This window comes from Lichenihabitans psoromatis, from assembly GCF_004323635.1.
Classification (GTDB): domain Bacteria; phylum Pseudomonadota; class Alphaproteobacteria; order Rhizobiales; family Beijerinckiaceae; genus Lichenihabitans; species Lichenihabitans psoromatis.
This window is the reverse complement of the sequence record NZ_CP036515.1, coordinates 3,699,815-3,723,289: the sequence shown is the minus strand read 5'-3', so window position 1 is coordinate 3,723,289 and position 23,475 is coordinate 3,699,815. Positions and strand designations below refer to the sequence as shown.

The following is a 23,475-nucleotide window of genomic DNA, read 5'->3' as shown; positions in this document are numbered from 1 at the left end:
GGTGTGGCTCGGCTGGACGACATCGTCCCCGCTCGTGCTGCGGGGATCGTAAATGACGCCTGACTTCGATCGTGGACCCTATCGGCGCGAGAGTTCGAAGCGCTTTCGTGCCGTGCCGATGCGGATCATTCTTCCGAATCTCGTGACGATCCTGGCGCTTTGTCTCGGGTTGACGGCCATCCGGATGGCCGCTGACGGGCAGTTCGATAAGGCAGTTTTGTCGATCTTGGCGGCTGCGGTGCTCGACGGGATCGATGGGCGCCTGGCGCGCGCGCTCAAGGGCACGACCCGCTTCGGGGCAGAGCTCGATTCGCTTGCCGACTTCCTCGATTTCGGCGTGGCGCCAGCACTGACGCTTTATTTCTGGTCTCTCAGTGGCGTGAAAAGCTTTGGCTGGTTCGCCGCCATGGTGTTCGCGATCGCCTGTGCGCTGCGACTCGCCCGTTTCAATGTCGCGCTCGACGATGACGATAAGCCCTCCTGGACATCTCAGTTCTTCACTGGGATGCCGGCTCCGGCGGGCGCCGTGGTCGTCCTGATGCCGCTCTATCTGCATTACTCGGTGTTCGAGCTGAACATCTCTCGCGTCTTTGTGCCGCTCGAGATCATCTATGTGCTGGCCGTGGCGGCCTTGATGGCGAGCCGCCTCCCGCATTGGTCGGGGAAGACCATTGGGCGAGTCCCCCGCGATCAGGTGATCTTCGTTCTCTTCGGCGTCGCGGTCGTGATCCTTTTGCTGGCGACATTCCCGATGGAAATGTTGATCGTCTTGACCTTGGCTTATCTGGTGCACATCCCGATCAGCATGCGTCGCGTTCGCCAATTGAAGCAGCGCGATGCGCTCGTGGCCGCGGGGGCGGATGAAGACCGGACGACCGGTTCGGCTCAGTTTCCGGCGTCCGGGAATTAAGATTGTCCAAAATGACGGCAGAACGACGGAATCGCTCCTCCGTCGGTGATGCGATGGTTCACAAACCTGCTTGGTTCAACTACATGCGAGAGAGGCACTGCCGGACTACTCGCTCGGGAGAGCGGTTTTGCGTGGGCGTGCCGATCGATACGATGATGAGAATGTCTCGCGGATCGGCCTTTTCGCCTGTTCGGGATGAATGCTCGCGTTGCCACACCGCGCCGGGATGGCTCGCGCGCCAGAAAGAATGGATCATATGGCGAAAGAAGAACTGCTCGAGTTTCCGGGAACCGTCACCGAATTGCTTCCGAATGCGATGTTCCGCGTGAAGCTTGAGAACGATCACGAAATCACGGCTCACACAGCCGGAAAAATGCGTAAAAACCGGATCCGCGTGCTCACGGGCGACAAGGTGCTGGTCGAGATGACGCCCTACGATCTCACCAAGGGCCGTATCACCTACCGCTTCAAGTGAACGCGACGGACCGACGGGGCGGCGCCGGCCGTACCGGAACTTGGCGTCCCAAGCTCGTTCTCGCATCCGCGTCGCCTCGACGGTTGGCTCTGCTGCAACAGATCGGCATTGAGCCCGACGTCCTTCTGCCGACGGATATCGACGAGACGCCGCACAAGGGTGAACTTCCGCGTGTGCTGGCTGGCCGCCTTGCGGCCGAAAAGCTGAATGCCGCAACCGCCACGGCACAAGCCCGCGCCGATCTCGAGGATTGCTTTATCGTCGCCGCCGATACAGTCGTCTGTGTCGGACGACGCATTCTGCCGAAATGTGAAATCCTCGACGAGGCCGACGATTGTCTTCGGCTGCTCTCGGGTCGCGCCCATCGCGTCTACACCGGCGTCAGCGTCATGACCCCGAAGGGACATGTCCGCCATAAATTGGTCGAGACGCGGGTGCGCTTCAAGCGCTTGTCCAGCCAGGAAATCGAAGCCTATCTGGCGTCGGGCGAGTGGCGCGGCAAGGCTGGCGGCTATGCCATCCAAGGCTTGGCCGAGGCCTTCGTCATGAAGCTCATCGGCTCGCATTCGTCGGTGGTTGGTCTGCCGCTTTACGAGACCTTGGGGCTGCTGGTCGGCGAAGGCTATCCCGCCCATCTCCTATGGCTGAACCAGGCTTGAACTCTGCACGTCTCAGGATCTGCGATGACTGCATCCGACGACCGAAAGGCTGCGAACATGCCAGCCGCTAACGACAATAAAGATCAGGCGGGGCGTCAGTCCAAGGCCTGTGTGATCTGCGGAAAGCCTGTCGTCCCCGCCCATGATCCGTTTTGCTCAACCCGCTGCGCGGATGTCGATCTCAACAGATGGCTTGGCGGGGTTTATGCGGTGCCCGCGACAGACGACCCAGATGAAGACGAGTCGTCGTCTGCCGATCAGTGAACCTTTCGGTCGGGAAAGCGGGTCAGTCGTCGTTGTTGTCGGATTGACTGTGTCCGGGGTTCGGCGCCGAAAACACCTTCTGACAGGCCGCCGACAGGGTTGGCTTGTTCCGCTCAAGGCACGCCACGATCTTATCCTCGTCCGGGATCATGGATGAGCAAAGCCGGTAGACGTCGGGGGTGCACGCGAGTTGGTCTTCCATCGAGCCTTGATGCTGCGCCAAAGCCAGCGTGGGGCAAACAAGCACCAGGGCTCCAACGAACGTGAGGGTCTTAAGGATCATAGAACTGCCTTCCAATTGCTTTCGTCAACGCATGCTCATCGGAAATGATCCAGCATTAGGGCGAAGGCGGGACGGGGGAGTGGCGCAAGTCGAATCGCCATCGAAGCCAGAACAACAGGTGAATGTGCCAGTTTTGACAAGGCTCGAAGATGCAGGGTCAACAGAAAATTCTCGGAGACCAAGTGCACGCCGCCGCTCACTCTACCTACCAGCTTCGGTCATCCTTCGGATGACACGGGAGCGCTTTGCTGATGTTATGGTTCAGCTTCAAGAGCTTGGTCGTTGGGGATTGAACAGGGTGTGCGATCCATCCCCGTTCTCGCCGTCGACGTATTCGGGATTTTTGTGACAGGTAGATCAGCATGATTCTCTCTGACGATCCGGCGCGACCGTCGGGCTCACGCGAGACGCCGAATGCGGATAATGGGTCGCCGAGCGACGTCGATGATCTGGAACGTGTCGGGGAGGCGGGACAGGCGTCCTTGCTGCTGGGCGACCAGATCTGTTTTGCGGTTTATGCCTTGGCGCATGCGTTCTCCCGCCGCTACAAACCGCATCTCGACGAGATCGGCATCACATATCCGCAATACGTCTGCCTGTTGGTGCTGTGGGAGACGGACGGGCTGACCGTCAAGGCGATCGGCGAACGATTGCTGCTGGATTCAGGGACGCTAACGCCCCTGCTCAAGCGGCTCGAAGCCGCCGGCCTCGTCTCGCGACGCCGCGATAAGGTCGACGAGCGGCAGGTTCGAGTGTCCCTGACCGAAGCGGGCCAAGCGCTCCACGAGCGCTGCAGATCGATCCGCACCGGGATGATATGCGCGACCGGGCTCCCGTTCGACGAGCTCGACGCACTGAAAACCAAACTCGTGACCTTGCGCGAGACTCTCGATCAACCGCCCTCGTGACCTTCGGGTTTATTGTTGGCGGCGTCGGATATGGTCGATGGCCTGATCGAGATCCGTCGCGCTCCACGGCTTCGGGACGAAGAACCCATTCGGGGGTAGTCGCTCCAGAACGCCCTCGGATCGTCCCGACGTCACCAACAACGTAATGGTCGGGCAAGTGACCGCGATCTGGGCCACGAGATTGACGCCATCGGTGTCGCCCGGCATTTGAACATCGGTGAAACGGCCAGCACCTTATCCTCGTTCTGCCGCACGTAGGCGCCCGCCTCGTCAGCATTCTCGAATTCGGCAGTGTCGAAGCCATGATCGGCGAACATCGCAGCAGCCCCGATCCGTTGTGCGGGTTCGTCTTCGACGACGACGATCGTCTGCCTTGTCATTTTTCGACTCCGTTTACGACATATTCATGAAAACAACCCATTGCCACGATCATCGTTCCGGTTTCGCTTCGCAACGAGACGGCCTTCGGTCAGGGCGTCCGCGTGTCTGGCGATCACGTGTCTGCCGGATGCAACATCACAAAACGTACAGAGTGTTCGGGCCGTGTTAGGGCTAGGTGTCGTTGGTGGGTCTCGACGTTTTTTCCGGGATGCGTGATCAATCGAGTGTCGGACCCTTGGAGGTCACCGGCTCACTTTGATCGCCAATGCCGGAGGACGCGACATGCAAAATCCGCTCATCCGCAAGCTCGCCCATAGCGGGTTTCTGACCGTCGCCGACAATGTAACGCTCGCGCATCTATCCTCCCGAACCCGGCAGGTCGACAGTCATCGCGACCTGATCCGGGAAGGCGACCGACCCGAGCACGTCCGTCTCGTCATGAAGGGATTTGCGTGTCGCTATAAGATCATCGAGCAGGGGCGCCGTCAGATTTTGGCTTTTTTGGTCCCCGGCGACTTTTGCGACCTGCATGTCGCGATCCTCGGCGAGATGGACCATAACATCGGCACCCTCAGCCCTTGCATTATCGTCGATATCCCTCGCGTCGTCGTTGAGGAACTCACCGCGCGACACTCCCGCATCAGCCGCGCGCTCTGGTGGGCGACCCTTGTCGATGAGGGCATCTTAAGGGAGTGGTTGGTCAGCATGGGGCAACGCCCGGCCGATCAGCAGATCGCTCATCTCTTCTGCGAGCTCTTTTTCAGGCTGCAGGCGGTTGGCCTGTGTCACAACAACAGTTTCGACCTGCCCATGACGCAGGAAGAACTGGCTGACACGATGGGGCTTTCGACCATTCACGTGAACCGAACGCTGCAGCAACTCCGCTACGATCGGTTCATCACCTTCAAAGCGGGCGTCCTCGACATTATCGACGTGGCAAAACTGGCGGCATTTTCCGGATTTAATCCGAATTACCTGCACCTCAACCGGCGATTAGCAACCGTCGACTGAAACGCCTCCACCCGCCTGCGCGATGGTGACGTTCAATGGTGAATGGCGTACCAGGCGATGCCGGCACAGCCGGCCAAGAGCATCAGCGGTGCACCAAACACGGCATAAACTTCAAACAGGGTCATGCGATCCTCCGACGCTGCGTAGAACCAGCCTCGCCAGTGAATGTATGGCGACTCCGATCAAGAACCAAGTCGGCGCCGCTAGTGCAATGAACCGAATTTGATCTGGCGTCAGCGTCGTTAGTCCATAAAGCACGCTGAAGAGCGGCGCTATCGTTCCCGCCACGATGACCGCCACCGCGATCGTGTTCAGAAATGTCGCGGTCAGCTTGGTCTGTTCGTCGTTGCGGCTCACAGGCCTCCCTTTCGCGTTTCACCGCCGCGGCATTCTTGTCGTCTCGATCAGAAGCGATAAGCGAGGCGGGCCGAAATGGCATTGTCATAAGCGCGTTGGCCAGCTTGGCCGGCATAGCTGACCCCGATGACCAGATTTGCCGCCGCATGATAGTCGAGGCCAACCTCCGCCACCACAGCGTCGCGATCGATGGGACTGCCACTGATCGCGAACGCATTAGAACCCGCGCTAAAGGCCAGCAATGCGCTCGGGGTCACGTCGCCGAATGCATGACGCCAGCCGACAAACCCGCGGGCGCTCAGCGGCAGCGTGGTGAAAATTGCGCTCTCTCCCCGGAGGCCGAGCGTCGTCGTTTGGACGTCATAGCCTCGAGTGAAGCCCGAAAGCGCAGCGGCTCCGCCTCGTTCGGTGAACCCATCCTGGTCAATATGGATCGCGGCGCCCTGTAGAACGGGTTCGATCGTGCCGTAGCCGAGCGCGATCTTATAACCGATTTCACCGAAGCCCTGGACCATCGAGCCACCATAGGTCGCGTCGGTCCGGTCGATGAAGCCCGGAAAAGCGACATTGCTCTGCGTCGTGGTTTGGAGGCCACCGCCCGTGACCCCGAGCTTGATATCGACTGCGCCATAATGCGCGCCCCCGTAGACGCCACCGAAGAATGTTTCGACGCTGCCGGACGCGCCGCGCGCCTTCACGTCGATCTGATCGTTTGTGTAGCCACCGACGAGACCGATGCGCCAGTTGTTCAAGGCCGATCCGTCGATGCGGACGTCGCCGCCCAGCACGAAGCCGCCGAGCGCACGATCGAGCGCTGCAGCATTGCCGTCGCGGCCGTTATGCCCGAAGTCGCCGAAACCGCTGCCCCAAAGGGAGTAGGGCAGCGATGCTGGGACCTGAACCGTCTGCGCCGGCGGAGCATAACCCTGGGCGGAGCCGGGAAGAAGCGCGGGCGGGGGAGCGAATTGATTGAGCGATTGCAGGGCGGTGCCCGAGGTCGCACGATCGGCGTCGTCCAGCCGGTTCGTCACCGAGCGGACCACCTGGGTCGCATCCTCGAAGGCCGCCGTCACGGCGCTCGCGTGAATTTCGCCCGAGGTCGCGTCGAAAGCTTGTCGCGCTCCGGCCGCACTTTGGTTCAGCACGGCATTATAGAGCACGTTGTCGAGGTCAAGAGATTGGAGCGCCCGCGCGGTCGCGCGCTGGTTTGCGCTCTGCGCCAGACTGACGAAATCGACCTCGTTGCGCGTGAGCCCGAGCGAGACGCTGGTCGCGTCATAGCTGAGCGTGGGTGCCAGAAAGGCGAGGTTCGAGGTTGCGGTGAGGGACGAGAAGGCGCCCGTCACACCACCCTCCGCAGTGAGAATCGTATAGCGCTGCGATGTCGCGAAACGACCGCCCGCTACGACATCAACTGTGCCGCCGTTGAGGGTGGCGCTGCCAGTTGCCGCAATCGAGTCGGTTCGTCCGGTGGGATCGACGTTGATCCGGTAGATGGAGCCTTGGTCGAAGGTGACGTTGCCGGAAATCTTCAGGGTCGAGAAGGGTGTGGTGGCGCCGGGCGCCAGCACCGAGCCGGCCTGCACCACGAGTGCCCCAAGCAGGCCGCTTCCAGCCAGCATACCGCCGTTCTCCAGCGTGACGGTCGAATTGGCGATCGATCCGCTCACCAGCAAGGTCCCGCCGCTCACCACCGTGGCACCCGCATAAGTGTTGTCGCCGCTCAGCGTCAGCGTGCCGTCGCCGACCTTGTTCAGGCCGACCTGCTGAATCACTCCGGAAAAGATCGTCGACGCATCATTGGCACCGGTCGTCAGCACCGCGTTCGGAGCGCCGCTATTGCCGATGGTGCCGCTACCCGAGATCGACGCCGTGGTCTGATTGGTGCCGCCGAGGTCGAGCGTCGCACCGCTCGCGACCGTGAAGGCTGATCCTGACGCGAACGCGCCGGAGGCCGCGGCCTTCAGTGTGCCGCCATCCACCACCGTCTGGCCCGCATAGGTGTTCTGCCCGCCCAGAATGAGAGTCCCACTGCCGAGCTTGGTCAAACCGCCGCCCGCTCCACCGTCCGTCACGGAGCCGAGCAAAGTGGTCGATCGATCGTTGCTGCCGACCGCCAGAACGTTGCCGCCTAGCGACACGGCACCGGCGCCATCGAGAGACCCAAGTGTGGTGCCGCCATTCGTCAGACCGGAGAGATCGACTCGGCTGCCAAGATTGCTGACGACTGTGGCGCTGTCGCCGGATGCTTGTCCCGCAAACTGCAAGTCGCCATTGTTGGTGACGGTCGAGGTGCCCGCATGGGCGGTGTCCTGGAACGTCAGCGTGCCGGTCGCATTGGTGGTGATCGAGGCGGCGGCGGCCGTGCTCGACCCGGCGAACACGGTCGCACCATTGTCGATCACCTGCGCGGTGCCGGCCGTGCTGGTGCCCGAGAACGTCAAGCGCCCCGTTCCATTGGTCGTCAGGGTGGCCGACCCAGCACTCGCAGCGCTGTCGAAGGTCGCCGTGGCATTGTTGGCGATCTGGGCGGAGCCAGCCGTACTGGTATCAGTGAAGCGCAAGGATCCGTTGTTGACCACAGTCGCGGCGGCGGCACTGCTCTGTCCGGTGAACGACAGCACGCCATTGTTGTCGACCGAGGCCGTCGCGGCATTCGCTTGCCCGGCAAATGTCGTGACACCGGAAGCATTGTCGACCAGCCGCGCATGTCCCGCGGAGCTGCCGTCCACGAACGTGACCGTGCCATTGTTGTTCAGCGTCGTCGTATAATCGCCCGTTGTGGCCGCCGAGCCGAGGCGGCTGCTGCCCGACAGGGCGATCGTGGCTCCGGCATTGTTGACCAGTGTCGCGCCAGCCGCCGAATTTGCTTCTGTGAACTGCACGAGCCCAAGACCCGAGGCAGCATTGTAGCTGTTAGTAAGGGTCGAGGGTGCCGCGTTCGCGGTCCCGGAGAACGTGATGGTGCCGCCGTCATTGATTGTTTCGGTCACTCGTCCGAGATCGGCATTGACGACCGCCACGGCAGCGGAGGGCAGCACGTTGACCCTTCCGGCCAACGACGTCTCGGCCGTGGCCGTGCCGAGTTGGACGTTGCCGGCTTGAACCGTCGTGGTGCCGGAATATGAATTCGGGCCGGTCAGCGTGACCGCGCCACCGCTATGGACCAGCGACGTCTGCGCGGTGCCATCGGAAACAGCTCCAGAATAGGTGGTCCCGCTGGTTCCGCCACCCTCTGTCAGGGTCGCGGCCGATCCGCCATTGTTGGTGACCGCGTCGCTTCCGTTGAGAAAGCCCTGTCCGTTGAATGATGTGCCGCGCGGCAACGTCACATCCTGCCCCGCGAGATCGAGCGTCTGGGCTGTCGCGCATCGATCGGCGACGCCGATCGAGACCAAGGCCGTGGACATCAGGAGGACATGGTAAAATCGGCTCCGTGCCATCTTGACTGGTCCCCAATCGATCGACTTGATGTTTTTCTGTTCACTCCTTCTAGACTGAGGCGGGTTAACGCTGGGTCACGATCTGCCACCGTGCCGCTCGTTTTGGATCAACCGATCCGATCAAAGAAGCTCGCGATCTCAAAGGCTGCCCGATCGGGGTCTTCGCGATGTGGGAAATGCCCGACCCCAGGGAACTGCGCCAGATCGAGTTGCGTGAAGGTCTCGCCGAGTCGGTCGGTCCACGCAAAAGGAAAGAGCGGATCGTGTTCGGCCCATCGCACACAGGTCGGAACCGAGATCGGCGGCAACGTCGGCGCCTCGCCTGTCATGACCGCGAGACGGCTGGCCTGTGCGGCCCGATAATAGTCGAAGCCGCCGTCGATATTGCCTGGCTGCATGAAGTTGTCGACGAACGCTTCGAGAACGTCGTTAAACGCCTCTTTGCGGAACGACCAATGGCGCAGAAAATGCGACACATAGGCGCGGCAACTCTCCCGTGACGCGCCGACCAATTCGGTCGCCAGTTTCATCTGGTGGAAGGATTGGTACCAGATCTCACCGAGACGATCCGGCGTACCGCCGCGGTGGCCAATGCCTGGGTAGGCAAAATCGAAGAAGAAGAGTCCGGTCAGCCGTTCGGGTGCCTTGCGGGCAAGCGGCTGCATAATCGAACCGCCGACGTCATGCCCGACGACGCCGACACGATCGAGCCCCATCGCATCGAGCAAGGCCAGAAGATCCGTCGCGTGTTCGGCAGCACCATAAGGGCCCGACGGCTTGTCGCTCTGCCCGAAGCCCCGAAGATCGGGCGCGATCAGGCAATAACGCTTCTCTAAGCGGCGCATCACGGGCTCCCACGTCAACCAGAATTCCGGCCAGCCGTGAAGCAGCAGAAGGGGGCGCCCGGTCCCCACGCTCGCGACATGAAACGAGGCGCCATTCGCCTGCACGTTCAGGTGGTCCATTGTGTTTCCCTTCGAGATCCTGCGGACCGTCATCACCGAACCATTCCGTCGCTAACCGAGTTTCAACGGCTTGGAAAAGGAGCAACGCATGGCACGCGTCACAACCAAGGACGGAACCGAACTCTACTATAACGACTGGGGGCAGGGCCGCCCTATCGTGCTGGTGCCCGGCTGGCCGCTCGACGGGGATATGTGGTCCGACCAGGCCGTGTTCCTGGCTGAAAACGGCTTTCGAGCCATCACTTACGACAGGCGCGGCTTTGGACGGTCCAGCCAACCCTGGACCGGTTACGATTACGACACGTTGGCCGACGATCTCGCCGCGGTGCTCGATCATCTCGACCTCTCGAATGTGACGTTGGTCGGCTTTTCCATGGGTGGCGGCGAAGTGGCGCGGTATCTCGCGCGGCACGGCTCCGCTCGCATCGCCAAGGCGGTGCTGGTCTCCGCTGTCACGCCCTATCTGCTCAAGACGAACGACAATCCGACGGGTGTCGATCCATCGGTTTTCGATCAGATGATCGACGGTCTGCGGAAGGATCGACCCCACTTCCTCGCGGGATTTGCCAAGGGCTTCTACGGCAATGGATTGGTCGGGAGACGCGTGTCGGACGAGGTGCTGCAGTGGTCGCTGCAGATGGCCATGATGGGGTCGCTTCGCGCTACGATCGAATGTGTGAAGGCTTTTTCGGCAACGGATTTCCGCGCCGACATGGCCGCTTTTACGGTGCCGACCCTCATCATCCACGGGACGTCCGACGCCTCCGTGCCGATCGACCATTCGGGTCGGGTCACTGCCAAAATGATCCCGAGCGCTCGCTTGGTCGAATATGATGGGGAGCCACACGGCCTATTCTCCACCGCCAAAGACCGCTTGAACGCCGATCTCGCAGCATTCGCTGCAGCGTGATCGGCTAGCCTGAAGAACCGGGCGGCGGGCACGCGTCCGCCGCCTCGTCGCCAGGCGCTTCCGGTTCGGCGTCGATGGGTCCCTCGCGTTGCGCCTCGCGGCGATGGACCGCGACCTCGTCGCGCAAGCCGCGGCTCGCCATTAGCATTTCGAGCGCGAAGGCCGAGAGCGCTCCTGCTGTGCAAACGAGGGCCAAGCCGAACGCCGCAAACATCAAGATGCCCCCGCTGCTGTCGCGCAACGTCCCGATGAACAGCGCGAGTGCGGCCGCACAGGTGGCTGATCCGCCTGCGGTGCCGAGCAAAACCGCCACGTCGAGCGTCCGAGAGCGTCGCCGCAAATGGGAGAGGCGTCGGCTGAGCCGGCCTTTTTCGCCGAGATCGGCGGTTTCGAGTTTCTCTGCGAGTTGGTCGACACGGTCGGCGACACGCGCCAGTCGCCCAGAAAATACCCCGAGCAGCGATGCGATGCCGGACAGCAGGAACACCGGCGTCAACGCGACTTGAATGACGTGAGCCACGCTATCGGCTGCGGAAAGCGTGTCGGATCCGAGGGGGAGCGGCATGGCGAAGACGGCACCGGCTATCGAGATGACCCTTGCGGGCCGCGCAGTCCTACAATCGGCGAGGCCGCGCCACAACACCATCGCCGAGCGTCAACTTGGCTGGCGGATGCGATCTGGTTGACAAGACGTGTCGCGAGCGAAAAGCTCCTTCAAAAGAGATCGAGGGAGACGTCATGAAACGCCTGGGACTTGCCGCGTCGCAGACCGCGATCGCTTTTGTGTTGCTGTCCGTCGCCCCGCTGGCGGTCCGCTCCGATGCCAGTGCCCAGGACATTGCGGCTGCGCCGCATTGGGTGGGAAGCTGGGGCGCCTCGCCGGCTTTCCCGAACGGCCCGGAGATTACCAATCGGACCATTCGGCAGGTCGTCCGCCTGTCGCTCGGGGGGCACGCGGTTCGGATTCGCTTGAGCAATGAGATGGGGACGTCGCCGCTCGTCATCGGGGCGGCCCACATCGCCAGACCGGGCGCGACGGTCGGCAGCATCGATCCCTCGACCGATCGGGCGCTGACCTTCGCGGGTCAAACCAGCGTGACGGTGCCGCCGGGTGCGCCGGTGCTCAGCGATCCTGTGACGCTCGAGACGGCGGCGCTCGATCGGCTCACAGTGAGCCTCTATGTCGCGCGGGACACCGGTCCGGCCGCCACCCACCCGCTTGGCCAAGCCACGACGACGCTTTCGGATGCCGGAGACCAAACCGCCTTGGCGACCTTGCCGAACGCCACGACCAGTACGGCCCGGTTCTTTTTGTCAGGCATCGAGGTCGAGGCTCCCGGCGCCGGGACGATCGTGACGTTCGGCGACAGCATCACCGATGGCTACGGGTCCACCGCCGATGCGGATCATCGCTGGCCGGACGTGTTGGCGGACCGTATCGCGGCTGGAAAACGATCGCTGGGGATCGTCAATGCCGGGATCAGCGGCAATCGCGTTTTGCACGATCTGCCGGAAGGGACCTTTGGCCCATCGGCCCTCGCGCGGTTTGATCGCGATGTGCTGTCGGTTCCGGGCGTCAAAACCGTGATCGTGATGGAGTCGATCAATGATATCGGGCACCCGGGAAGCGCCGGCTTGGCCGAACAAGCTGTCGCGCCGGAGGAGATTACGGCTGGGCTGCGCCAACTCGCCGACCGGGCCCACGCTCACGGGATACGGGTACTCGGCGCGACCCTGACGCCTTACGGCGACACCGTCTTTCCAGGCTATTATTCCGCCGAGGGCGAAACGAAACGTCAAGCCGTCAATCAATGGATCCGCACCACCAAGACCCTCGATGGGGTCATCGATTTTGATGCCTTGCTGCGCGACCCCGCTCGCCCCGACCACCTGATCGCCGATTACGATTTCGGCGATCATCTGCATCCCAACGATGCTGGATATCGAAGAATGGGCGAGGCGATCGATCTCGCAACCATCGAGGCGCATTGAAACCCATCCAAACCACGTCCGGCCTTGCGTGGCGGCCCGTCATCCCCAGCTAGAGACCCTGATCAGGGCTCGCCAATCGGGGCGGTCGATGTTTCGCCTGTTTGGAGATCGAGAACCATGAGTGTTGCGTTCACGCGCGAGGAGGATGTCGAGGCTGCGGCGGCGTTTGTGCCGGATCGACCCGTATCGCCGCATCCCAACAACGTGACGCCCGCGGGTCTCGCGGCGCTCGACGAGGCTCTGGCGAGAGCGCGGGCGGCGCATCAGGCGGCCCAGGCCGACGGCGGCGTCCAAGGCGATCGAAGCGCGATGGCGCTGGCGACCCGCGACCTCCGCTATTACGCCTCGCGCCGGGCGAGTGCCCAGCTCATCGAGCCGCCCACGCAGTCCGACGTGGTCGCGTTCGGCGGGACTGTCACGTTCGACCGCGACGACGGGCGGCGTCAAACCTTTCGCATCGTGGGCGAGGACGAGGCTGATGCGGCTCGAGGCTCAGTGTCCCATGTGTCGCCGCTGGCGCGCGCCCTTCTCGGCAAACGCGTCGGCGATGAGGCCTTCGTTGCAGGCGGCGAGGTCCTCGTGGTCGCGGTCGGACGCTGACGTCGATGAGACAGAGCCGCCGAAAGTGACTCCCGGTTGAAACTCCGCGACGGTGCCGTCGTAGTTTCGCTTTGTGCTTCATTTTGGGATGAGGAAGCTTGGCGGAATCTGGTGATAAAGACCTCGACCGGGCGCTGGCGCAGCGCGCTGGCGAGGCGGTCGCACGAGCGAATCGATTGGCGGCGGAGATGCGGAGATTATCCGACGAATTAAGCCAGGCGTCGGATCAGAGCGAGAAGCGGCGGACGGCTGTCACCCCGGACACGCCGACCAAACCGGATGAGCGACCGGGACCGGCCGCCGACAAAACCAAGGATTGATTTCGGACGCCTGTCGTCCGACTGCTTGGTTCGGCATATCTGCTCAGCGGAAGATCGAGTCCGCATCGGCGGGTGGGCTCTTCTCACATTCGCACCTTTGACGCAGTGGCCTAGACCGGCGCCGTCGCGAGGTTGGCGCCGCGACAACAACCCCTTGCGCTTTCATCGACCTCCTTGGCTAGAGTTCTGGCTCGTGAGCCGTGGTACGGCTCGACGGCCCTTCCATGTTCGGAGATTTTTCGATCCATGACCCATGATGCCATCGCGACCTCTCCCGCCATCGACCTCGTGAAGCTGGACCGACTCGCCGAAACCGCCGTGAAGGTCGGGCTTCAACTGCAAGCCGGGCAGGACCTTGTCATCACGGCGCCCGTGGCGGCTCTGCCGCTAGTGCGGCGCATCGCAGAGCATGCCTATCGGGTTGGCGCTGGCGTGGTGACGCCGCTCCTCTCGGACGAAGCCATCACGCTGGCGCGCTATCGCGTCGGGCAGGATGACAGCTTCGATCGGGCCGCCGACTGGTTATACGAGGGGATCGCGAAAGCTTTTGCGTCCAACACCGCGCGACTCGCGATCGTCGGCGACAACCCGATGCTTCTGTCTGGCGAGGAGCCCAGCAAGGTCGCGCGCGCCAGCAAGGCCATGTCGCGCGCCTACCAACCGGCGCTCGAGAAGATCGCGGGTTTCGATATCAACTGGAACATCCTGGCCTATCCCGGGGCTGCTTGGGCCAAGCTGGTGTTTCCGAACGATTCCGAAGAGACAGCAATCGGCAAGCTCGCCGAGGCGATCTTCTCAGCATCACGCGTTCAGGGTGACGATCCCATCGGCGCGTGGACCCTCCACAACAGTGCGCTTCGCAGCCGAACACAATGGCTGAACAGCAAGCGGTTTGCGTCGCTGCATTTCACCGGGCCGGGGACGGATCTGACGATCGGGCTAGCAGATGGTCATGAATGGCAGGGTGGGGCCTCGACCGCTAAAAACGGCATCACCTGCAATCCGAACATTCCCACCGAAGAGGTTTTCACGACGCCGCATGCACGCCGCGTCGATGGTTATGTCGCCAGCACCAAACCCTTGTCGTATCAGGGGACGTTGATCGACTGCATTGCGGTCCGCTTCGAGCAGGGCCGCATTGTCGAGGCCAATGCGACCCGTGGCCAAGACGTCCTGCGCAAGGTGCTCGAGACCGACGAGGGCGCCAGCCGCATCGGCGAAGTAGCGCTGGTGCCGCATTCGTCGCCCATCTCGAAGAGCGGCTTGCTCTTCTTCAACACGCTGTTCGATGAGAATGCCGCGTGCCATATCGCGCTCGGTCAATGCTACTCGAAATGTTTTCTCGATGGAGCGTCGCTCACCCCCGAGCAAATCGCCGCGCAGGGCGGCAATAAAAGCTTGATCCATATCGACTGGATGATCGGGTCGGGCTCGATAGATATCGACGGCATCGCGGCGGATGGAACGACGGTCCCGGTTTTCCGTCGCGGCGAATGGGCGGCCTGACGAGCCGTCGCGTTCGCTTTCTTCTGCCGGCTGGTTTCCGCGACGGCGCGCGCCGTCGCGGCTGAGCCGATCCCGAAAGATGTTGCGCGCCGACGCGGTCGGCCGGCAGGGCATAGTCCAGATTTACGGGACCACATCATCGGGCGCAGCGGCGACGCCACGACGGCCGCTCGTGCGCACGATCTCAGCACTCCGTGACAAAGAACAATGAGCCACGACACCGGATGATGAGCCGAAACCGTCTCGTCAGATCTCGTCGTCGAGAGCACAAAGCGATCCAAGCTTGATCTTGGCTTTAATAGTCGCTTCTATTCTTGTTTCCGACGCAAGAAGAAAAATAAAACATCGCCGAAAACTACTGCGCTTTTGCGCGGAACCAACCATCATCCGAGCGGTTCTTGCAATGCAAAGACCTCATCGGGAGGACCTGTTAGATGCGACAGCAATTTAGCAGGAAGCAGTCCGGCTCCGCTTTGGAGTGAACGTGGTGTTTTCACACTGTCCCTCGTCTCACCGGCGCTTGGGATCGTTGCACCTCAGTGCCGGTGTCACCACCGACCCCTAGATCAAAGTCAAGCAAGCCAATTGTTCAGCTTAAGATGCGCGCTGTATTTTCTATACAGCGGCCTCTCTCGACTTGACCGAAAATTCATCCGAACAACGAGGTCACACCATGGCAAAGCAAACCATTACTGCTTTTTACGATACCCGCGAATATGCCAATAACGCAGCGCTCATGCTTCGACAGGCCGGCATCCCCGACGCAGACGTGACGGTATCGCCGGAAAGCTCCACAACGGTTTCTTATGACGACGCGAATCGCCCGGCCAAGGGGTTTTGGGCATCGTTGGAAGACATGTTCGGTGGCTCTGCCGATCACGAGACCTATGCGGAGGGACTTCGCCGCGGCGGCGTCATGGTGGTGGCTCACGTCGATGACGCTCATGTCGACGATGCGATCCGCATTCTCGAGCAGCATGGCTCGGTCGATATGGACGAGCGCGAAACGACCTGGCGCAATGACGGTTGGACAGGCGCAACGGCCGTGACCGGCGGTGGCGTCGCTGATACCGGTGCTGGCCCGCTCCGGTCGATGTCTCCCGTGTCGGAGACGGCTCCTGTGACTGCGGTGAAACCCGTCGCCGCCACAACGACCGACCGGACTGTTGCGTCTAAAGCCACCTCCCCGCGGACAGGAGCCGACGATGTTCTCCAGGTCGTCGAGGAGACTCTCGAGGTTGGCAAGCGCGCGGTCAATCGCGGCAAGGTTCGCATTCATAGCTATGTGGTTGAGACACCCGTCAGCGAAACAGTAAATCTGCGTGATGAGACGGTCAGCATCGACCGCAGGCCCGTCGACCGCGCCTTGGGCGTTGGCGAACTCGGGGCCGATCCCTTTAAGGATCGTACGATCGAAATGGACGAGATGAAGGAGGAGGCTGTCGTCGCCAAGTCGGCGCGCGTGGTCGAAGAGATCGGAATCAGCAAGGCCGTCAACGATCGTGTCCAGACCGTCACCGACACGGTCCGCAGCACGAAGGTCGATATCGATGATGGGCGGACGATCGGGACCCAGGCCAACCTAGTCGGCGGTGCGACGACCGCGATCGCCGACGGCATGGACGTCGTTGGATCTGATGGCGCACATGTCGGTGTCGTCGATCATGTCGATGGCGCGACCATCAAGCTGAAGAAGATGGATCCAGCCTCCGGTGGCAGCCATCACTTGATCCCGACCGATTGGGTCAAGATGGTTGACCAGAAGGTCACGCTTAAGACGGCAGCCGCAGACGTGATGTCGCGATGGACGGCAGCCTGAACGAAGAGCTGACGATCGCAAGACGCCGACCTCTGCGTCTTGCGTCTCAACCATAGACTCGGGGCGCTGTCGCGCCCCGAACAATTTAAGCGTGGGCAGCGGCGATGAGCGACGTGACCAAGGAAGCCTCGGTGGATCCTATTGGAGTTGACCGAAATGCCAATGCGGCTGGTTTATTGCGTGAGGTGGCTGAACAACCGGATCATGCCGACGGTGACGCCGATCTCTCACAGCGCATTCCGCTGATCGAGGAAACCTTTAGCGTTTCAAAACAAAGCATTCTCACCGGGAAAGTTCGCGTCTCGACACGAACCGAAGGCGTCGAGGCCTTGGCCGAGGTCACGCTCGAGCGAAGCATCGTCGATGTCTCGCGTGTACCGGTCGGGCGCATCGTCGATGAAGCCCCTAGTGTTCGAACAGAGGGCGACACCACGATCGTACCCGTGCTTGAAGAGCGCTTCGTGATCGTCAAGCAGTTGTATCTCGTTGAAGAATTGCACATTCGCCATCGTGTCGAGCAAGACGTGTCCACGACACCGGTAAGCTTGCGCCGGCAAACCGCCATCGTCGAACGATACGGGCCCGACGGGGTGCTTCTGATCGACCCGATCACGGACCAGTGATGTCATCCGGGTACGCCGCTTCACGCAACGGCCCGTCTGCGACACCGTCCGGACTCCAACCCGCCACATGGGAACGCTACATGCCGTGCGAGCCAAGGGGGCAAACTCGTGCGACGACAAACCTCATGCGTGATTGTGGCAACACGTTTTTCGGCGATATCGACGTGCGGGGCCTCGGCCCGGGCGCAGTTGTTACAGTCAAATATAATGGCGATAGCAGAACAGTGGCGATTGAAGGTTTAGGCGTCGATCTCGTTGCAAATCTCCTCCTCTGGGAGATGGTACTGTTAGACGTTGCGGCGGCTCGTGCCGCGCAGCCACGCCAACCTCTTGCGGTGCAGCGAGGACAGGCTGATGAACCACGTCAGCCGGCTCATTGCAGGATGAACGCGTTTTCGGCGAACTCGTAACCTCCGATTGCACCTCGAGATTGAGCTCGCGAGACCTTTGCTGATGAGACCGCCTTTGACCCTGCAGCCACCCACCCCTCAGCGGACCCTTGCCGGATCGTGCCAATGTGGACAGGTGACCTATTTGGTCGAGGATGCGTTTCTTTATGCCGTGAATTGTCACTGCTCGATTTGCCGTCGGGGCACCGGCGCCGCCTTCAAGCCGCTTGCCGGTATCGAACGCGCGAAGCTCAGGGTCACGCAAGGTCTTGATTGCATCCAGGTGATCGGCGCTCACGGCTGGCATGACGAGCGCTGCAACCGATGCGGCTCATTGCTGTTCGCAGTCGTTCGCGACGGCGCCTACGTGCATGTGACCATGGGCACGCTCATCGACGACCCCACCATCCGGCCAACCGCGCATATCTTCGTCGGATCGAAGGCGGCGTGGTTCACGATAACCGACGACCTGCCGCAATATAACGAGCACATCACCACTGACGCTGTTTCGGTCGATGGCGGACCGACAAGGCCCTGATAGGCTTTGTCCTGACCGCGCCGTCGTCAAAGCACGCGGAAGCGCTCCCAGACATCGGCGAGTGTTCCGCCGGCAAGTAGAAGATCGCGAGCTTTGTTCTCGGTCGTCGCTTTGGCAATCGCGCGATCCACCGCCTCATCGGCATAGTCGCGGGGCACCACGGTAATGCCATCCTCGTCGGCGACGATCAGGTCGCCGGTGTGGACGTCGACGCCCCCGAGCTGGATGGTCTGGTCGATCTCGGTGATCGACACACGGCCGAGGCTGTCGGTCGGGCGCTGTCCTCGCCCATAGATCGGAAAGCCAAGCTGCTCGATTTTTCGCCGATCCCGGATCAGGCCGTCGATGACCGCACCGCGCGCGCCGCGTCCTTGCGATGCCGTCGAGAAGAGTTCGCCCCAGGCGGCAGCCGGGTGTTGCGAACAATCCACTACTGCGACATCTCCCGGCCGCAGACTGTCGATGAAGTCGATCTCGGCACCGTAATGGCGGGCGGGAGGCGCCTCCACCGGCACGCTGAACGCGGTGCGGGCCCAACCAACGAGTGTACCCGTCCGGCTGAGCGGCATGATCCCCGGTGACACGGTCTGGCCGCGAAGCCCCATCGCGTCGCATACGTCCGAAAAAACGGCGCTATAGGTGAGGGCCGCGACCCGATCGAGATCGAGCGGATGAAGCGGCTTTGGTGCTGATCTCAGGGTCATGACGGGGCTCGAATTTTGGCTGGGCCAGACGACGGCGCGCGGACTGTCCAACAACGATCGATAGCTTAACCCAACCTGAACCGGGAGGTTCATGCTGGATTTGGGAGAGTTGCCTAAAACCACGAAGGCGACCCGGCTGAGGCAACCTCCTGCCGATACCAGTGACAAAAGCCAGACGATGGCGGCCGAGCAAAAAATCGACGCGACGAAATACGGCGTCGGACCGTTAGCGCACCATCGTTGTTAAAAAAACAGGGGGAGGGCCGTTTGCCCGAAAAGCAAGTCACTGTCGATCCTGCCGCGCGAGCCGTCTGGCCTCTCCAGTCTCTGAACTTCTTCATGGCCGACATGCAGGCCGGAATTGGTCCGTTTCTCGGGGTGTTCCTTCGAGCCCATGGTTGGGAAAGCGGGCTGATCGGCTCGGTCATGACCATCGGGGGCGTTGCCGGCACCTTGATGACGGCACCGGCTGGCGCATTGGTCGACGCGACCTCGCGCAAGCGGCTTTACGTCATCATTCCCGGCATTTGCACGGTCCTGGCCTCCACCATCATCCTCGTGTCGCAAAGCTTTTGGCTGGTGGCCGTATCGCAGATCGCAACCGCGATCGCAGGCGCTGCGATCGGGCCGGCCGTCAGCGGGATCACGCTCGGCATTGCGCGCCAGGCGGGTTTCAACCAGCAGAATGGGCGCAATCAGGCCTACAACCATGCCGGCAACATGGTGGGGGCCGGGCTCTCAGGCTTTCTCGGTTGGAAATTTGGCTTCACGGCCGTGTTCTGGCTCGCCGCTCTCTTCGGCATTCTGGCTATCATTTCGGTTCTGATGATCCCGCGAGACGCGATCGACGACAAGGCGGCGCGCGGCATGAAAGACGGAAAGGGCGATCGCAAGGGGACGGGCGAGCAAGCCAGTGGCTTTCGGGTTCTGCTCGAGTGCAAGCCGCTCCTTATCCTTGCTGCGGCGCTTGCATTCTTTCATCTCGGTAACGGCGCGATGCTGCCGCTTTACGGTCTGGCTGTCGTCGCCACGCGCAACAGCGACCCGGCCAGCTTCGTCGCCATCACGATCGTGGTGGCCCAGGCCGTCATGATCGCGGTCTCTCTGGTCGCGATGCGGGTCGCTGAAAAGCGCGGCTATTGGCTCGTGCTTCTGATCTCCTTCATGGCCCTCCCGCTTCGGGGCGTGATCGCGGCCTTTTTCATTGGCAAATGGGGCGTCTATCCCGTGCAGATGCTCGATGGGATCGGGGCCGGCCTACAGAGCGTCGCGGTGCCGGGGCTTGTCGCACGCATCCTGAATGGGACGGGGCGCGTCAACGTCGGGCAGGGGGCCGTCATGACGGTTCAGGGCCTCGGCGCATCTCTAAGCCCTGCAATCGGCGGCTGGATTGCTCAAGCGATCGGGTATAGCCCCATGTTCCTCATCCTGGGTAGCTTCGCGATCGGCTCCATCGCACTTTGGGTCGGCTTCGCGTCCGTTCTGAAACCGGCCTGTGCCGGACGATCGGACGATGACATGAATGATGTCGCTCAAGCCGGAGCTGCCGCATGACGACGGACGCTGCTTCCCTCGTGACGTCTCCATCCACCCACCCGGCCAACTCTGGTGAGGTGCTGGCCTTTATCCACATCGGCGATCTGCACCTCACCGACGCCAAGCAACGCAACTTCCTCGATTTCCTCGCGATCGTCGCTCAGATCGAGATCGAGTGCGCCTCTATGGTCGATCTCGTCGTCCTGCCCGGCGACAACGCCGACAATGGCCTGCCCGGGCAATATGCTTTAGCCGCGACAGCACTGAAGATGCTGAGCATTCCGGTGCATGCCATCCCCGGCGACCATGACATGGCGCAGGGCGGGTTGGATGCTTTCTACGCGATCTTGCAATCTGACTTGCTGCCGCACTCAAAAACAATCCGCGGGGTCCGCTGCTTATTCCTCGACACCAGCGGATCGGGTCACGGCGGCCCGGATTTCAGGCTGGGACCGGATCAGGTCGCGTGGATCGATCGCGAGCTTCGCGAGGCAAAGCAGCGGAACGAAAGCAGCATCGTCTTTACGCACACCTATCCGGCCGATCTCAAAGGGGATGGTGAGACTGCGGCGTTCAATGCCTTGATGGCCGCCTATGATGTCGCTCTCGTCGACATGGGGCACACCCATTACAACGAACTCGGCAACGATGGCCGGACCATCTTCGCCGCCACGCGCTCGACCGGGCAGATCGAGGAAGGCCCTGTCGGCTACTCGGTCGCGACGCTCGATCGCGGCATCGTTAGCTGGCGGTTCAAAGCGCTGGACGACGCGTTTCCTTTCGTCATCATCACGGCCCCGGCCGATCATCGGCTGCTGCGTCGTCGCGAACAGGCTATCGACGGTTTAGCCGACGTGCGAGCGCTGGTACTCGGCAGTCGCGCGATCGTTCGCGTCGCGTGTCAGGTGGATGAGGGAGACTGGATTCCCATGACGCTCGCGCCCGACGGACGGATCTGGTCGGCCTCGGTGCCCATCACGTCGAGCCGGCTCGTCACCGTGGCGGTGCAGGCTTTCGACGAAACGGGGCGCCCCGGTCAGCATCGGATAAACGCCGCTACGGCTGCCTATCAGCCTCCCGTCCGGGTCCGGAACGGCAGCGACGCCGCCTCGGTGGGAGCATGGCCTGACAATGGCATCTTCGCCACGCAACTCGGTCCCAACCGCAACGGAAAGCCATCCTCCTGACCTCCACTTTTTTGCAGACCGTGCCGTGGCAGGCCCTCATGTCCCCGCATGGCTTGACGTGGTTGATCGCGGCTCTCGCGACAGCCGGCGTCATTCTCCATCCTTTCGATTGGCCCGAGGCGATCTGGGCAGTGGCTGGCGCCGTTCTGCTGATCGTTCTGCACCTGCTCTCGCCGGCGGACGCCCTGACGGGTGTCGGCAAAGGAACGGACGTCTATCTGTTTCTCATCGGCATGATGTTGCTGGCCGAGACCGCGCGCGAGGTAAAGCTGTTCGACTGGCTTGCGGCGGTCGCGACGAAACGAGCCAAGGGCTCCGCCTCGCGACTCTTTCTCCTGATTTTCGGCGTGGGCACGATCGTCACCGTTTTTCTGTCCAATGATGCGACGGCGGTCGTGCTGACGCCCGCAGTCGCGGCCGCCGTCAAGACCGCCAAAGCCAAGAATCCGCTGCCCTACCTGTTGATTTGCGCCTTCATCGCAAATGCGGCCTCGTTCGTTTTGCCGATCTCCAATCCGGCCAATCTCGTGATCTATGGCACCCATATGCCGCCCCTGCTGCAATGGCTGCCGCGCTACCTGTTGCCGTCCCTGCTGTCGATCGTCGCGACTTACGCGGTCTTGCGATGGTCTCAACGGGCCGCGCTGAGACAGGCGATCGAGTCCGAGGTTAAAATGCCGGACCTTACCAGCGGCGGCAAGACAGCGGCGCTCGGCATCGCCGCGACCGCCATCACGCTTCTGGTGGCGTCATTCTTCGATCTCCAGCTCGGTTTGCCGACCGCCATCGCGGGCATCCTGACCGCGATCGTCGTGCTGCTTCGCGAGAAGAAAGCGCCGTGGACGATGCTCAAGGGCATATCCTGGGGCGTGCTGCCGCTCGTCGCGGGATTATTCGTCCTCGTCGAGGCGCTCGATAAAACTGGCCTGATCCAAACGATCAGCAATGTTCTGCGCGATCAATCCCAACGGTCGGTGACCGAAACGGCTTGGGGCGCCGGTGTCATTGTCGCTTTTGCGACCAACCTCATCAACAATCTCCCAGCGGGCCTGATCGCCGGCAGCGCGGTGCAGAGCGCGCAAGTGTCCGACCAAGTCACGAGCGCCGTGCTGATCGGCGTCGATCTTGGCCCGAATCTCTCTGTGACAGGGTCGCTCGCGACGATACTCTGGCTAACCGCACTGCGCCGTGAAGGGCAGAGCGTAAGCGCCTGGACGTTTTTGAAACTCGGCCTTCTCGTTATGCCGCCCGCCTTGCTGTTGGCGATTGCGGCCACGTTGCTGGTCCATTGAAGACAAGAGACACGCCCGCGAAGCTTACCTTCGAGTCCGGCTCGGACCTCCGCTACGTTCAACGTGAGAGCATTTCGACGCGAGACTCAGCAGGCGGTGCAACTCGGGCCATCTCGTGAAGACTGCAAGCAGCGCAGCGTGGATGCGCCATTCTTCTGCACGTGACCCGAGAGGATCGCATGTGCGATATCTGTCGGAGAGTGACGCGATGTCCAAGCACTGGCGTCGGCGGAGCACATGCTAAGCGAACGCGCTTCGGGCTGTCGCCGGAAAGGCCGGGTTCAGCTGAACAAGTGGGGGGCGATGGGGACCGCATGGGTCGTCGACGATCGCCTAACCATCCTTGGCTCCCCACGGACTTCAGCCAACATCGTCGAGATGTCCGCTCCAGTCTCGAGGAAGT

Annotated in this window: 23 protein-coding genes; 16 read left to right on the top strand and 7 right to left on the bottom strand. The window is 62.0% G+C overall.

Going from position 1 to position 23,475, the window contains the following annotated elements; genetic code table 11:
- Positions 1-52 precede the first annotated feature (52 nt).
- From EY713_RS17410 to yacG, 4 genes are all read left to right on the top strand, one after another.
- The gene (locus tag EY713_RS17410) at positions 53-910 is read left to right on the top strand and encodes a CDP-alcohol phosphatidyltransferase family protein (RefSeq protein WP_131117265.1); all 858 of its coding nucleotides are present in this window, start codon (positions 53-55) and stop codon (positions 908-910) included.
- A gap of 256 nt (positions 911-1,166) precedes the next feature.
- The gene (gene infA / locus EY713_RS17405; RefSeq protein WP_131117261.1) at positions 1,167-1,385 is read left to right on the top strand and encodes a translation initiation factor IF-1; all 219 of its coding nucleotides are present in this window, start codon (positions 1,167-1,169) and stop codon (positions 1,383-1,385) included.
- A complete protein-coding gene (locus EY713_RS17400) occupies positions 1,382-2,044 on the top strand; it encodes a Maf-like protein (RefSeq protein ID WP_131117258.1) in 663 nt (220 codons plus the stop codon). The genes infA and EY713_RS17400 overlap by 4 nt, the downstream gene beginning before the upstream one ends.
- 24 nt (positions 2,045-2,068) lie before the next feature.
- Entirely contained in the window at positions 2,069-2,308 is a 240-nt protein-coding gene (gene yacG, locus EY713_RS17395; RefSeq protein WP_425374320.1) for a DNA gyrase inhibitor YacG, read from the top strand.
- Between the two features lie 22 nt (positions 2,309-2,330).
- On the opposite strand, the gene EY713_RS17390 is transcribed toward yacG, so the two are convergent.
- On the bottom strand, positions 2,331-2,591 hold the full coding sequence (locus EY713_RS17390) for a hypothetical protein (protein WP_131117255.1): 261 nt from the start codon (positions 2,589-2,591) through the stop codon (positions 2,331-2,333).
- 362 nt (positions 2,592-2,953) lie between these two features.
- On the opposite strand from EY713_RS17390, the gene EY713_RS17385 reads away from it, so the two are divergent.
- Positions 2,954-3,499, top strand: coding sequence for a MarR family winged helix-turn-helix transcriptional regulator (locus tag EY713_RS17385; RefSeq protein ID WP_131117252.1), 546 nt, complete (start codon positions 2,954-2,956; stop codon positions 3,497-3,499).
- A gap of 9 nt (positions 3,500-3,508) precedes the next feature.
- Here the strand turns inward: EY713_RS17385 and EY713_RS17380 are convergent, their stop codons facing one another.
- Positions 3,509-3,706 carry a hypothetical protein gene (locus EY713_RS17380; RefSeq protein WP_131117249.1) on the bottom strand — a complete coding sequence of 66 codons (198 nt, stop codon included), beginning with the start codon at positions 3,704-3,706 and terminating at the stop codon, positions 3,509-3,511.
- A 456-nt stretch (positions 3,707-4,162) separates the two neighbouring features.
- Between EY713_RS17380 and EY713_RS17375 the strand changes: the two genes are divergently transcribed.
- The gene (locus EY713_RS17375) at positions 4,163-4,891 is read left to right on the top strand and encodes a Crp/Fnr family transcriptional regulator (protein WP_131117246.1); all 729 of its coding nucleotides are present in this window, start codon (positions 4,163-4,165) and stop codon (positions 4,889-4,891) included.
- A 111-nt stretch (positions 4,892-5,002) separates the two neighbouring features.
- Here EY713_RS17375 and EY713_RS23005 read toward each other — a convergent pair whose 3' ends face one another.
- The 3 genes from EY713_RS23005 to EY713_RS17365 form a co-directional block, all read right to left on the bottom strand.
- Positions 5,003-5,248: a hypothetical protein gene (locus EY713_RS23005; protein WP_210215282.1), complete on the bottom strand. Its 246-nt coding sequence runs from the start codon at positions 5,246-5,248 to the stop codon at positions 5,003-5,005.
- A gap of 47 nt (positions 5,249-5,295) precedes the next feature.
- Positions 5,296-8,658 carry an autotransporter outer membrane beta-barrel domain-containing protein gene (locus EY713_RS17370; protein WP_165491178.1) on the bottom strand — a complete coding sequence of 1,121 codons (3,363 nt, stop codon included), beginning with the start codon at positions 8,656-8,658 and terminating at the stop codon, positions 5,296-5,298.
- A 140-nt stretch (positions 8,659-8,798) separates the two neighbouring features.
- A complete protein-coding gene (locus EY713_RS17365) occupies positions 8,799-9,656 on the bottom strand; it encodes an alpha/beta fold hydrolase (RefSeq protein WP_131117240.1) in 858 nt (285 codons plus the stop codon).
- 88 nt (positions 9,657-9,744) lie between these two features.
- Between EY713_RS17365 and EY713_RS17360 the strand changes: the two genes are divergently transcribed.
- The gene (locus EY713_RS17360) at positions 9,745-10,566 is read left to right on the top strand and encodes an alpha/beta fold hydrolase (RefSeq protein WP_131117237.1); all 822 of its coding nucleotides are present in this window, start codon (positions 9,745-9,747) and stop codon (positions 10,564-10,566) included.
- A 4-nt stretch (positions 10,567-10,570) separates the two neighbouring features.
- On the opposite strand, the gene EY713_RS17355 is transcribed toward EY713_RS17360, so the two are convergent.
- Positions 10,571-11,131, bottom strand: a complete 561-nt coding sequence (locus EY713_RS17355) for a DUF2721 domain-containing protein (protein ID WP_131117234.1) — start codon at positions 11,129-11,131, stop codon at positions 10,571-10,573.
- A 173-nt stretch (positions 11,132-11,304) separates the two neighbouring features.
- On the opposite strand from EY713_RS17355, the gene EY713_RS17350 reads away from it, so the two are divergent.
- From EY713_RS17350 to EY713_RS17325, 6 genes are all read left to right on the top strand, one after another.
- Positions 11,305-12,558 (top strand): SGNH/GDSL hydrolase family protein, encoded by a 1,254-nt coding sequence (locus tag EY713_RS17350; RefSeq protein WP_131117231.1) that lies wholly within the window; start codon positions 11,305-11,307, stop codon positions 12,556-12,558.
- A gap of 117 nt (positions 12,559-12,675) precedes the next feature.
- Positions 12,676-13,158: a transcription elongation factor GreA gene (greA, locus tag EY713_RS17345; protein ID WP_131117228.1), complete on the top strand. Its 483-nt coding sequence runs from the start codon at positions 12,676-12,678 to the stop codon at positions 13,156-13,158.
- Positions 13,159-13,724: 566 nt separating this feature from the next.
- Positions 13,725-14,984 (top strand): aminopeptidase, encoded by a 1,260-nt coding sequence (locus EY713_RS17340; protein WP_131117226.1) that lies wholly within the window; start codon positions 13,725-13,727, stop codon positions 14,982-14,984.
- A 673-nt stretch (positions 14,985-15,657) separates the two neighbouring features.
- Complete coding sequence (locus EY713_RS23240; protein ID WP_131117222.1) at positions 15,658-16,803, top strand: DUF2382 domain-containing protein; 1,146 nt, start codon at positions 15,658-15,660, stop codon at positions 16,801-16,803.
- Between the two features lie 104 nt (positions 16,804-16,907).
- Positions 16,908-17,426, top strand: a complete 519-nt coding sequence (locus EY713_RS17330) for a YsnF/AvaK domain-containing protein (protein ID WP_131117219.1) — start codon at positions 16,908-16,910, stop codon at positions 17,424-17,426.
- Between the two features lie 453 nt (positions 17,427-17,879).
- Positions 17,880-18,353 carry a GFA family protein gene (locus tag EY713_RS17325; protein ID WP_131117216.1) on the top strand — a complete coding sequence of 158 codons (474 nt, stop codon included), beginning with the start codon at positions 17,880-17,882 and terminating at the stop codon, positions 18,351-18,353.
- Positions 18,354-18,379: 26 nt separating this feature from the next.
- On the opposite strand, the gene EY713_RS17320 is transcribed toward EY713_RS17325, so the two are convergent.
- A complete protein-coding gene (locus EY713_RS17320; RefSeq protein ID WP_165491177.1) occupies positions 18,380-19,057 on the bottom strand; it encodes an RraA family protein in 678 nt (225 codons plus the stop codon).
- A gap of 267 nt (positions 19,058-19,324) precedes the next feature.
- Between EY713_RS17320 and EY713_RS17315 the strand changes: the two genes are divergently transcribed.
- From EY713_RS17315 to EY713_RS17305, 3 genes are read left to right on the top strand one after another with little or no spacing between them, the layout of a single operon-like run.
- Positions 19,325-20,611: an MFS transporter gene (locus EY713_RS17315; RefSeq protein ID WP_281015439.1), complete on the top strand. Its 1,287-nt coding sequence runs from the start codon at positions 19,325-19,327 to the stop codon at positions 20,609-20,611.
- On the top strand, positions 20,608-21,780 hold the full coding sequence (locus tag EY713_RS17310) for a metallophosphoesterase (protein ID WP_131117210.1): 1,173 nt from the start codon (positions 20,608-20,610) through the stop codon (positions 21,778-21,780). Before EY713_RS17315 ends, EY713_RS17310 begins: the two co-directional genes overlap by 4 nt.
- Positions 21,781-21,818: 38 nt before the next feature.
- On the top strand, positions 21,819-23,072 hold the full coding sequence (locus tag EY713_RS17305; RefSeq protein WP_131117207.1) for an arsenic transporter: 1,254 nt from the start codon (positions 21,819-21,821) through the stop codon (positions 23,070-23,072).
- The last annotated feature ends 403 nt before the right edge of the window (positions 23,073-23,475 follow it).